General features: G+C 46.2%; 12 protein-coding genes and 1 pseudogene. 10 read left to right on the plus strand and 3 right to left on the minus strand.

Translation table 11 applies throughout. The features are described 5' to 3' along the window. Positions 1-10 precede the first annotated feature (10 nt). Genes D8S85_RS21940 through D8S85_RS13725 form a run of 4 tightly spaced genes read left to right on the plus strand, consistent with a single transcriptional unit; the run spans position 11 to position 3888 of the window. Positions 11-1282: a TonB-dependent receptor domain-containing protein gene (locus tag D8S85_RS21940; RefSeq protein WP_240648665.1), complete on the plus strand. Its 1272-nt coding sequence runs from the start codon at positions 11-13 to the stop codon at positions 1280-1282. A gap of 3 nt (positions 1283-1285) precedes the next feature. Beyond that, positions 1286-2809 (plus strand): RagB/SusD family nutrient uptake outer membrane protein, encoded by a 1524-nt coding sequence (locus D8S85_RS13715; RefSeq protein WP_106481165.1) that lies wholly within the window; start codon positions 1286-1288, stop codon positions 2807-2809. Positions 2810-2828: 19 nt separating this feature from the next. Continuing rightward, positions 2829-3455: a fasciclin domain-containing protein gene (locus tag D8S85_RS13720; RefSeq protein ID WP_106625110.1), complete on the plus strand. Its 627-nt coding sequence runs from the start codon at positions 2829-2831 to the stop codon at positions 3453-3455. Positions 3456-3465: 10 nt separating this feature from the next. After that, positions 3466-3888, plus strand: coding sequence for a hypothetical protein (locus tag D8S85_RS13725; protein WP_106481166.1), 423 nt, complete (start codon positions 3466-3468; stop codon positions 3886-3888). Between the two features lie 118 nt (positions 3889-4006). Here the strand turns inward: D8S85_RS13725 and D8S85_RS13730 are convergent, their stop codons facing one another. Further along, positions 4007-4546, minus strand: coding sequence for a DUF1697 domain-containing protein (locus D8S85_RS13730; protein ID WP_106481167.1), 540 nt, complete (start codon positions 4544-4546; stop codon positions 4007-4009). Positions 4547-5271: 725 nt separating this feature from the next. On the opposite strand from D8S85_RS13730, the gene D8S85_RS21665 reads away from it, so the two are divergent. Both D8S85_RS21665 and D8S85_RS13740 read left to right on the plus strand, forming a co-directional pair. Next, on the plus strand, positions 5272-5661 hold the full coding sequence (locus D8S85_RS21665) for a hypothetical protein (RefSeq protein WP_127075252.1): 390 nt from the start codon (positions 5272-5274) through the stop codon (positions 5659-5661). Between the two features lie 36 nt (positions 5662-5697). After that, positions 5698-6459, plus strand: coding sequence for an SDR family NAD(P)-dependent oxidoreductase (locus D8S85_RS13740; RefSeq protein WP_106481169.1), 762 nt, complete (start codon positions 5698-5700; stop codon positions 6457-6459). A gap of 303 nt (positions 6460-6762) precedes the next feature. On the opposite strand, the gene D8S85_RS13745 is transcribed toward D8S85_RS13740, so the two are convergent. After that, on the minus strand, positions 6763-7941 hold the full coding sequence (locus tag D8S85_RS13745) for a phosphatidylserine decarboxylase (protein ID WP_127075254.1): 1179 nt from the start codon (positions 7939-7941) through the stop codon (positions 6763-6765). Between the two features lie 213 nt (positions 7942-8154). Here D8S85_RS13745 and D8S85_RS13750 point away from each other — a divergent pair. The 3 genes and pseudogenes from D8S85_RS13750 to D8S85_RS13760 form a co-directional block, all read left to right on the plus strand. After that, positions 8155-8715, plus strand: a pseudogene (locus D8S85_RS13750) (ATP-binding protein); the annotation flags it as partial. Between the two features lie 78 nt (positions 8716-8793). Next, the gene (locus D8S85_RS13755; protein WP_106481171.1) at positions 8794-9087 is read left to right on the plus strand and encodes a nucleotidyltransferase family protein; all 294 of its coding nucleotides are present in this window, start codon (positions 8794-8796) and stop codon (positions 9085-9087) included. A 73-nt stretch (positions 9088-9160) separates the two neighbouring features. Beyond that, positions 9161-9451 (plus strand): HepT-like ribonuclease domain-containing protein, encoded by a 291-nt coding sequence (locus tag D8S85_RS13760; protein WP_240648670.1) that lies wholly within the window; start codon positions 9161-9163, stop codon positions 9449-9451. Positions 9452-9524: 73 nt separating this feature from the next. Here the strand turns inward: D8S85_RS13760 and D8S85_RS13765 are convergent, their stop codons facing one another. After that, on the minus strand, positions 9525-10898 hold the full coding sequence (locus D8S85_RS13765) for a dipeptidase (protein WP_106481173.1): 1374 nt from the start codon (positions 10896-10898) through the stop codon (positions 9525-9527). A gap of 203 nt (positions 10899-11101) precedes the next feature. Between D8S85_RS13765 and D8S85_RS13770 the strand changes: the two genes are divergently transcribed. Beyond that, positions 11102-12040 (plus strand): ribose-phosphate pyrophosphokinase, encoded by a 939-nt coding sequence (locus D8S85_RS13770; RefSeq protein WP_027201316.1) that lies wholly within the window; start codon positions 11102-11104, stop codon positions 12038-12040. The last annotated feature ends 47 nt before the right edge of the window (positions 12041-12087 follow it).

Consider the following 12087-nt stretch of genomic DNA (forward strand, 5'->3'; position numbering starts at 1 on the left):
AGAGCCGTTCATGGAATGGGCCGGAGGGATTCTGGATTTCGGGAAGATCAGGGCAAGCTACGGGAAGTCGGGCAAGCAATTCGACCAACCTTACATCGCTTACGGCCTGCTTACCCCGTCAAAGTCCTTTCTCGGACACCCCGGTGTGCAGCCGGAGTGGTTCGACGGGTTGACCAACAAGAACCTGACATGGGAAGAAACGAAACAGTATGATTTCGGTATTGATCTCGATTTCTTCGACCACCGCGTAAGTCTCACGATGGATTATTACTACCGGTTGACGGATAAATTGTTGTACAACATTACTTTGCCGGGTAACTATTCCGGTTATGACCGTCAATGGCAAAACGCTTACGCCATCATGAACGAGGGGCTTGAGATTCAAGTGAAATGGGATATTTTTCGGGAAGAGAAGTTGTCATGGAATATGACGTTCAATATTGCACGGAACTGGAACCGTTTGAAGAAAAGTACGAACGGGATGGATTTCCAAAACCGGAACGGGAGTAATAATTTCTCGGACAACCTGAGCGTGATCGGGAAGCCGTTGAATGGGATTTACACCTATAAGGATAATGGGTTTTACGATGATGATAATGAAGTGCCGTATTATTTTCTGAACGGGAGAAAAACGTATCTTTTCGGGAATAATACTCAACGCTTCTATCGGGCAGGCGATCGGATCATTTACGATGCTGATGGTAACGGGCAGATCAACACGCTCCAACCCTTGCAAGACGACCGGGTGTATTCCGGTTCTCCCCTTCCTATTGCCAGCGGGGGGATCACGAGTTCATTGGAGTGGAAGAATTTCGATTTGAATATGCTGTTCAGTTACGTGATCGGACGACATATTCTGAATGCCGGGAAAGGGGCTTCCGTGGGAACCCGCTTGGGAATGACCATCGAAGACACGGCTACCCCCATTTTTGCCAACCTTGATAAGATCAGTTTTTGGCAAAGACCGGGAGACCGGACGGATTTTCCAGCTAACAGGTTAGAAAACGGTTTATCCAATTTTGCCACAAACCTGTATTCCAACGTGGAAGACGTGAGTTATATAAAATTGAAGACCATCACGCTGGGTTACACTCTTCCCTCGACCATCGCATCCAGAATTGGCGTCGGGGCAAGGATTTTCATCTCGGCGGAAAACGTGTTCACGATAACCAATTATAGCGGACCGGATCCGGAGTCTGTTGATCTCGTGACGGGAATTGATTATTTCGGGAACTATCCCCTTAGCAAACGGGTTACTTTGGGTCTAACTGTAAATTTTTAAACGATGAAAAAGATTATATACACCTTATTCGTTCTTCCGTTTTTCATGCTCGGTATCTCGTGTGACGATTTCCTGACCGAAGAACCGGAGAACTCCGTTACGAACGGGAATTTCTGGAAGACAGAACAGGATGCAGAATCGGCAATTTATGGACTACACAGGTTATTTCGCACCACATTCGGCTCGATCAATTACGTGTACCGGGATCGGGGATTTCCTTTTGATTTTATGAATCCCTCCATCTGGGGAGCCTCTTCAAACGGGACGCCGGTGTGGACCAACTCGTCAGCACAGCTTACGTGGGAAGGAGAATACGAGGTTATCGCTCAATGCAATCTCCTCATTGACAACCTGCAGAAGGTGGAAATGCCCGTGGATCGATACAATTTCTACCTGGGACAGGCATTGTGCATCAGGGCATACGTTTATTTCTATATTCTCAAGACTTGGGGTGACGCTCCCTTGATCAAAGAGTCTGTGGACATCGGGGAAAAAGCGAGAACCCCGTGGCAGGAATTGGCAGATTTTGCCATTGCCGATTTACTGAGAGCCAAAGCAATGTTACCCGCGGCCGTGGAACTCGTCGGTGCTGACGGTCAACCGATCACCAGCAAGCAAATCCCCTCGAAAGGGGCAGCGTGGGCCACGTTGGCTCACCTGTACGCGTGGAAAGCATCCTTGAATGAAGAACCGGAGTTGAACAAACTGGCTTTGCAGGCCTGCGACTCGGTCATCGCGGATAGGTCCTATCGATTGGCAGATAACGTGGAAGACGTGTGCGAGAAAGTAATTCGGGGAAACAGCCCGGAGGGGATTTTCGAACTGGATTACCAGAATATTTCCGAGGACGATTTGAAACCATCGGGTTCTTACGCGGCAGGGGGATTCCAGAAATGGCCCGTGGAGCCGCTGACAACTCCATCGACGAGACGTAGCCTGCTACGATTGAATAACTCCACAGCTATGGCTATGTTCCCCGATCTCTCGGATGAAAGAAGGCAGGAGTATTTCTATCAGCTGGATGAGATGGCACAAGAACCCGTGTCAATCACACAAGGGGCCGCTTATATCCGGAAATGGCGGGGTGTGATTACCTACACGGATGGTCCGGATGCGGGAAGAATAAAGGCCTACGAGGATAACGAGATTCTGTTCCGGCTTGCTGATATTATTCTGCTCCGGGCAGAATTGAAAGAATTGACGGGTGACACGCAAGGGGCCATCGAGGATCTGAATTCTGTACGCGATAGGGCAAAGGCCCATACTTACACGACCGACGAGGGGGAACTGAAGAAGGTGATCGCGCTGGAAAGGGAAAAGGAGTTGTTCCTCGAATACGGGGCTCGTTATTATGACATCGTGCGTAACGGGACATTCCGGGAGAAACTACGAGGCAAGTACAAGACCCTGACAGACCAAGACGTGAAGGACGGCGCCTTGTTCTTACCCGTGGGAAGTAAGGCTTTCAATGATAATACTCTTATGAAACAAACACCTTATTGGTTCAGAAACGGGTATGCTTATTAACTCATTAAACGATATGAACATGAAAAAATGTGCGTTATTTATAATAGGATTCATGATTATTTTCTGCGGTTGCGGGAAGGATTATTTTCACGATACCGGGCTGGCTAACGGTAAACACGATTGTACGATTTGGGAATATATGCAACAGGATCGGGAAAACTGGGACTCAACAATACTCGTTATCAAACGGGCCGGTCTCCAATCCTTGTTTGACGGGACAGATGGCGAGAATAAAGAGATCACGTTTTTCGGACCAACAAACATGTCGATCATGCAGTTTCTTTTCAAAACGGTGGATGAGGAGTATGAAATGATGTATTCATCCATTGATGACATCCCCGTGGAGATCTGCAGGCAATTCATTCTTTCCCACGTGATTCGGGAGAAATGGCTGAGTACCGATTTTGAGTTTGAAAACAAGGGGACCTTGACCGGAGGATCGGAGGAAACGAATTTGGCAGGAAACCCGTTGCGCATTTATCGGACAAAAGGAGAGTACATGGGAATTCCCGGCATCGGGGCAGAGACCTTGTACGTTCATTCCCTGACATTCGGACACATTGTCTTGATCGCTTCATCAAACATTGAAATGACGAACGGAACGGTTCATTCACTAAGTAATTCGTATCAATTTACCGAACTATAAATCAAATTCCATGAAAATATTTTGCAAGTACATCATTCCAATTTTGTTGCTTCTAGCGGCAATCAGTTGTGATAAGACTACCGTGGGGTATTTGTTTGCCGACAACCTGACCTACACGCCCGATTCGATCGTCGTGAAAGCCGTGCTTGACCCGGTGGAGGATGAAGAACAAATCGACAAGGAAATGCCGTGGCAATCCGTGGCGTTGGAGGGAGTGCAAGGCACATCACCAATCAATTATGCCATTGAAAATGTAGTAACCCCGGATGGGGATCCTGCATCCGTTTCCCAATTTCAAATGGTTCGGAAAGGGGTGATCGAGTTACCGTGGAACCACACCGTACCTCCCGGTCGCTACGTGATCAGTATTCGGGTATCCAATGAAGGACGATCCATTGTGAAAGATTCGGTATACACCGTGATTGTCAAGTAGTCGTCCCTTGAGAAGTATTTCAGCGAAACATCTCTTTCCATGGGTGTTTCGCTGATTTTATAATTATTCATTATAATGGTGTTATTAATACTTGTTGAAATGAAACTTTGCAGCCTTATCACATCCCAATTACCTTTCTAACCGTATTTGCCGTTCTGATTGTCAGTTTACCGCTAATGTTTGCACTCGCCGTTTTCGACCACCAATTTGTCTTTTGATAATTCTTTCGGTTGAAAGACCAGAATATTGCATTCCTGTAGCTCTTTATCTTTTCAAATTCTTCTTTAGGTTTACCTATTTCACGACAAACCTCGACAGGTGTTGTCGGTGGCATGATAAAGATCAGATTATCATACGTCTCCTTGTTGTCATCTCCCCACCAGTCGGGAGCGTTATTCAATATATCTTCCAGTTCTTCTTTTGATATAACAAAAATCGGTATGTCCAAATTGAACCTTTCGTTTATCATTGCTTCAAGCCGACCGGAAAAATCTTCTTCGTCATTTCTGTCACGAGAAAAGATCACATTCCCGCTGTTTAGCCATGTTTTAACTTCTGTCAATCCCATTTCTTCAAAGCTTGCCTTTAAACAGCTCATCTGGATTTTATTTTTACCACCAACATTAATGCCCCTTAAAAATGCGATATATCTTTTCATCTTACAGATTTGTTTACAGAGTGTGCAACTTGTGCTTGTAGCGTGGTCTGAATGATATTGATATGATTTACTAATGATTCAAAGTTCATATTTGGGTACTTTGTGCAAAGTTACTATTTTTATTATCAAAGTTTTAATATTGGCACGATTGTTAAAGGATATTTACTGCGTGAAAAAACTGCTTTAATTCATAGAGAAAATCATCTGCCATACGATAAATCTTTGTAATTTTGGCCTCAGAGAACTTAGTGGTAACTCTTAAATTTGTACTTTATATTGAATTCACGTTAAATATGAATTGAATGAATAAGATTCTATATAAGATTCTTGTTTTCTTGCCTTGCCTGCTGGTTTTATGCAGCAGTTGCACGGACGATAGCGACAGACCGTGGTATCAGGATGTCGAAGCATTGGAAAGTTGTTATTTGGCGGCGGTACGGGATGCGGAGGAAGCGTTGCCGCAGGAAATATGTCGCACGCTGCCCGCCATCGTTTCGCCGGACAGCCTGGATGATCTGCGACAGCAATGGATGGTTTCTGCCGACGGGAAGGCGTTCGTCCTGGTCGGTTCGATGATGTCGTCCGCGGAGGCGGAGGGGTATCCCGCACCATCCGACGAGCTTTTTACGATGGATGGACGGATGCCGTGGGTGACGCTACCTTACGACCTTGCCGACCACTTGCTGGAACGGCTTCCGGTCTGCAGCGATTCGCTGGAGTGCCGCATGAGGCTCGTGCAACTGCTTGGACTTCCGCCCGCTTGCGATTACGATTGCATCACCTTTTTCTACGCGGAGGCGGATGGGCTTTTCCGTCCGACTCCCGATAACGAGACGACCGATCACGAAGCGGAGTTGGACTTTCCGGCCTCTGCCACGCCGGATTACCGCGAGTGGTTCGAAGAAAACAGGCAGTTCTCCTACTTTTCGGATACGCCTTACCCGTGGACACGCCTGGGGTACACCTACGACTGGCACGGCGGCACAAGTAGCCACGTCGGTCCCGGGGAATTCATTATCAGGGAGGGAGCAACTGTCAGGGTAGCGGCGAAAACGGGGATATGGAGCTGGTACCGGGAAATAAGCCGACAGACCAACCGTCAGCCGGGCATTTGATGGGCGATTCACTAACAATCTAAATAAGTCATTCGTATGAAAACAGTATTCATTACAGGCGGTTCTACCGGTATCGGTGCCGCTTCGGTTAAGAAATTCATCCAACAGGGATGGAACGTGGGGTTTATGGACATCAATGAGGAGGCGGCTCGCGAACGGATGGAAGAGATAAACCGTCCGGAACAATTGATTTTTGTGCCGGGCGACACTCGGAACCGTGCAGACATCCATCGTGCCGTCGAAGAAACCGTGAAGAGGTTCGGCCGGCTGGACAGCGTGGTGGCCAACGCGGGCATCCATCGCTGCAACACGTTGCTGGACATTTCAGACGAGGAGCTGGACTTGATGATCCAGACCAATATCTACGGTACGGTGAACACGCTCCGCGAGGCGGTGCCGCACATCATTCGTGCGGGAGGAGGGACGGTGGTTATCAACGCTTCGGACCAGTGGTTCGTTGGTAAGGCGCATAGTTTCGGCTACGGGCTGACCAAAGGTGCGCTGGGACAAATCACCCGAAGTCTCTCCATAGACCTTGGCCCGAAGAACATCCGTGTCAACGCCGTGTGCGCGGGGACCATCCACACGCCTTTGGTGGACAATCTGTTCGAGAAGTTTGCTCAAGAGAATCATTGCAGCATTGACGACTATTGGCGCGAGGAGAACGCCCTGTATGCAAGAGGTTCCGCGGGACGTCCGGAGGAGGTGGCGGAAATGGTGTACTTCCTGGCTTCCGATGCGTCAAGTTTCTGCACGGGAGGGCATTATCTGGTAGACGGAGGTCTGGTGGCACATTGATTCTGTTGCAAATTTCAAAAGGGACTGTCTAATAAGTTAGTCTTTTAATAACTACCTCCCCTAACCCCTCCTTGCACAGGAGGGGAAACCGCTTGGTAAGCAACTCTCCCCTGTGTAAGGGGGAGTTGGAGGGGTAGCTTGTTGATAGGAATAAGACTTGTTAGACACTCCCTTTGTTTTCCTCCTATTCGATGAATCTTGTTATTTAACCGACTTCACTTCGCCCAGCTTTTCACCCATCAGGATGTGTTGCCATGCGTTGTCTCCATCCTTCGGAGAGGTCAGGCGAAAGTCCGCATCTTTCTAGAATACCAGCACGAAATCCGAACCACCGAACAGGAAATAGCCCAGTTCATCGCCTTTTTTAACCCGATCACCGACTTGTAGTCCTTCCGTGAAGTTGACAGAAGCCACTTGCGACATACCGATCGGCATCACGGCCACCAATCCATGTGCGTCAGTTTCGATGATAGCCAGTCCGCGCGTTTCGATGCTTTGCCAACCCGGAACGGAACAATCTACGACATATTGCTTCAAATCAGGCTCCCAAGTGATTTTTCCACCCAAAGCGTCATCTCCCGGAATGATGCGAAGTTCGCAGATAACACCCGATAACGGGAAGTGATAGCGGTGGTAGTCATTGGCATTGAGGAAAGCGTGATAGAACGTACCTCCGGCAAAGGCATCGCAATAAGGGCTGTCCGGGCCGATAAGGTTGCGTACGGAATTGAACACGCGGGATTTTACCGCGATCTTTTCATCCGTGATGATGTAGGATTCGTCATCAATCTTCCAAACTCCCTGCGGGATACAATCGGCTGGAGAGGCCACGATGGAATTATCTTCCGGCGAGGTGATAGGCCGTTGGTCGGGAGAGGCTAAGCGACGGCAGAAAAAGTCGTTGAATGAATGCCAGTTCGACGGGTCTTCATACCATCCATTGGTCATGCCTAGTTCTTCTTGCTGCATCATCAGTTCCTCGTATTCCTTGTTCCAGGATTCCGGTGACGAGAGGAAGCTTCCCCACGACTTGCAGTAATCTACCAGCCAGCTGCGGTAAGGTTCCACGTATTGCACAGAATTCGTAAACAGCGTTTCGCCTTCCAACGCCTCCAGCGGCATGCAGTTGATGAAATAGCAATAGCACAGAGCCTGATACATTCGCCCGAAGATACTGGGCTGCCCGGGACAGAAAATGACATCCCACGGCATGGCGGTCTGCGAATGGTCGATGAAGTTATAGTATTCTTCCAGCGATTGTGCCGGGTTGGTGGAGGAGTCAGGATTGATTTTCTTGCCTTTCTCGATGGCTTCCGTGAGGAGTAACTTGATACGTTCGTCGCTCTTCACCAAATCGACCAGCTTTTGTGTGGTAGGGCTGTACTGTTTCTCTTCCTTAGCCTTATCTTGGCACGACAGGAGGATCATAAGCAAGAATGCCGATAATAGCATTCTTAACGAGTTGTTCATTAAGTTTCTCATATGCTAATATGTATATTTTAATTATGATGTGTGCAAATTTATATATAAATCACAATTTACACCAATAATCCTGCAACCTTTCCGTGAAGTTGACCGAAATAATGCTTTTTACACGATTGCACTATAATAGTGCAAAAAGAAAATGAAAATGCACTTTAGTAGTGCGAAATTTGTTTTTTTTGCAAAAAACGTGATCGTGATGGACAAGTTATTGAATTGCGGTTGAGACAGGTTATAAACCAAACGCTGGAGAACGATATTCCGATGTATGCCAATATGAATGTAGCGACCGGAAGAAAGTTGAAGCAATTACTCGCGATAATATCTAAAAGTGCACCGTTCAAACCTAACATGACTAAAATAGCCGATATGCTATCAGCCAGCCGCAACAATATTTCGGATTATTGCCTGTATATTGAAGAGGCGGGCATGATCGCTCAGCTAAGGGATAATACAGGCGGCATTCGCGGATTAGGCAAGGTTGACAAGGTATATTTGGATAACACGAATCTTATTTATAATCTTGCTGATGGCACTTCCAATGTCGGGAATATCTGCGAGACGTTCTTCTTAAATCAAATGCGGGTTAAGCATGATGTATTTGCATCTCCTGTCGCCGATTTCTTGGTGGACGATAAAACATTCGAAGTAGGGGGTAAGAAGAAAGGACAGAAGCAGATTAAAGAGGTCGAGAACGGATATATCGTAAAGGATGATATCGAAAACGGGTATCTGAATATTATTCCGCTGTGGCAATTCGGATTAACGTATTAATGAGGTGGGTATCGGGTGGTTTTGTTTATGTCCTTTGAATTCACTATATTTGTAATAAATATTTTGGTTATAGTAATCATGAAAACGACGAAGGAATATTTACTGTTGTTGCGGACGTATAAATTGCAGTCTGCGATTCGATATGGGATTTCTCGCATCGGAATCTTTGGCTCCGTAGCTCGTGGAGAGCAACAAGAAGGGAGTGATGTAGATGTTTACGTCGAGCTTTCCTCTCCTGATTTGTTCTGTCTGGTACATATCAAGGAGGAATTACAGCAACTTTTCGGTTGTCCTGTCGATATTGTTCGCTTGCGAGATAATATGAACGAATTATTAAAACGTTCCATTATAGAAGAAGGAATTTATGCTTAAAGAAGAAATTTTGATAGACTCTTTGCGTAAGATAGAGCAGGCGATTGATCGGATTATAAAAAAATCTGCTTGTATGGATAGCTATCATTATTATTATAATACGCCATCCGGGATGGAACGTTTGGAAAGTACTTGTATGTTACTGATAGCTATAGGAGAAGGATTGAAAGGTGTAGATAAACTTACAGACAAACAATTGTTAGTACAATATCCTGAAATAGATTGGAAAGGTGCGATGGGAATTAGAGATATTATCGCTCATCATTATTTCGATTTGGATGGAGAAATCGTTTATAGTGTTGTCAAGACAAAACTTCCTGATATGTTGGTTACCATTCGTGCGATATTGAAGAAGATAGAATAGAATTTTATAAAAAAACTCCCCTCACTTTACAAACGTAACATGAGGGGAGCCTAAATGATATTTACCTACAAGACTATTTCTTCATAATCTCTCCGAAATATTTGTAGAATAACGGAATTGTCGTGATTCCATTAAAGAATTGCTCCAGTGGGTAATTCTCGTTCGGGGAGTGGATGGCATCGGAACCCAAACCAAAGCCCATCAGTACGGACTTGATTCCCAACACTTCCTCGAAAGTGGCAATGATTGGAATACTACCACCGGAACGAACCGGAACCGGTTGCTTGCCGTACACTTCCTCGTATGCCTTCTCGGCAGCCTTGTAAGCCGGCAGATCAATCGGACACACGTAAGAAGGTCCGCCATGCAGGTAATCCACTTTTACCTTCACGCAATCCGGAGCAATCGACTCGAAATACTCCTTGAACAATTTTGCAATCTTCTCATGTTTCTGGTTCGGAACCAAACGGCAACTGATCTTAGCGTAAGCCTTAGAAGGCAACACTGTCTTGGCCCCTTCTCCCGTGTAACCACCCCAGATACCACACACGTCGAACGTTGGACGAATACCTGTACGTTCGTTGGTCGTGAATCCTTCTTCGCCCTTCACTTCCTTGATGTCTAGAGATTTTTTGTAATTCTCCAAATCAAAAGGAGCCTTCGCCATCTTGGCACGCTCTTCAGCACTTACTTCCAGCACGTCATCATAGAATCCGGGGATCGTGATATGCCCTTTCTCGTCCTGCATATCGGCAATCATCTTACACAACACGTTGATCGGGTTTGCTACAGCACCTCCGAATATTCCGGAATGTAAATCGGCATTCGGACCGGTAACTTCAACCTGCCAGTAAGCCAAACCTCTCAATCCCGTAGTGATTGAAGGAATATCACGGCCAATCATACTGGTATCTGAAACCAGAATCACATCCGCTTTCAACATGTCCTTATGATCCCGGCAGAACTTCGGAAGGCTCGGAGAACCGATTTCCTCTTCTCCCTCGATCATGAACTTCACGTTACAGTTCAATTTTCCGGATTTCATTAAATATTCAAACGCTTTGGCGTGCATGAAAGCCTGACCTTTATCATCATCAGCCCCGCGAGCCCAAATCTTACCATCCTTAATAACCGGCTCGAAAGGTTTCGTGTTCCATAATTCGATCGGGTCAACCGGCATCACGTCCATGTGCCCGTACACCAACACCGTAGGAAGAGCCGGATCAATGATCTTTTCCCCGTAAGCAACTGGATTTCCTTCCGTTTCATACACTTCTGCCCGGTCCGCTCCGGCGGCTAACATGATTTTCGTCCATTGCTCGGCACAACGATACATGTCTGGCTTATGCTCAGACAATGACGAGATTGAAGGGATACGAATCAACTCGAATAACTCGTTCAAGAAACGTTCCTTGTTCTCTTCCACGTACTTTTTGATTTCTTCCATTTATTTGAAAATATATTGATTAATAAAATTAACATACTCCACATGGTAACAAGTACAAGTCCTGTAATTGTTCCAACAACATCTTTATTGGAACAAATATAATATTTTCAGATGAAGGAATCAAACAACTGTTCCACAAATTCCTTTGGCGGAACAAAATAATTTCATACTTTTGCCTGGTGTTTTCAACTAATGAATTAGATATGTCAAATCTTCCCGAAATTAAAGTTTTCGCCGGTGAGAATAGCCAATATATCGCAGAAAGTATTGCTAGTTCTCTTGGGCTGGAACTCGGTAAAAAAACGTTTACGAGATTTAGTGACGGAGAATTCGTCACGTCATTCGACGAAACGGTGAGAGGTGAGCATGTATTTATCGTGCAATCCACCTTCCCGCCCAGTGATAACCTCATGGAATTACTCTTGATGATCGATGCCGCCAAAAGAGCATCCGCTTACAAGGTAATCGCCGTAATCCCCTATTTCGGGTTTGCACGTCAAGACCGGAAAGATAAACCGCGTGTCGCTATCGGGGCAAAACTAGTGGCTAATATGCTACAAGCTGCCGGCGTTGACCGGATTATCACGATGGATTTGCATGCCGACCAGATTCAAGGATTTTTCGATGTTCCCGTGGATCACTTGTACGGTTCAACCGTCTTGATCCCTTATATCAAATCTTTAGGATTACGTGATTTCGCCATTGCCTCTCCGGATATCGGTGGAGCCAAAAGAGCAAACTCCTGGGCAAAATACTTCGATTCCGGGTTGATTATCTGCCACAAGACCCGCATCCGGGCAAACGAAGTGGCCGACATGAAAGTGATCGGGGATGTTGAGGGCAAAAACATCATCGTGGTCGATGACATGATCGACACGGCCGGAACAATCTGCAAAGCGGCCGATATGCTTATCGACAATGGAGCAGCCAGCGTACGTGCCGTGGCCACTCACGCCGTTCTTTCCGGTAAAGCATACGAAAATATCGAGAAATCAAAACTGACGGAAGTAATCTTCACCGATTCCATCCCTCAGAAACAACCTTGCTCAAAAATAAAAGTATTACCGATCGCTCCCATGTTTGCCGACACGATCCGCAACATCTACGAGCACAAATCGATCAGTGATCACTTCCTCATGTAAATTCATGTTTCGTGATATAGAAAATGGCACCCGAAAACGGGTGCCAT

It is taken from the genome of Butyricimonas faecalis, from assembly GCF_003991565.1.
Classification (GTDB): Bacteria; Bacteroidota; Bacteroidia; order Bacteroidales; family Marinifilaceae; genus Butyricimonas; species Butyricimonas faecalis.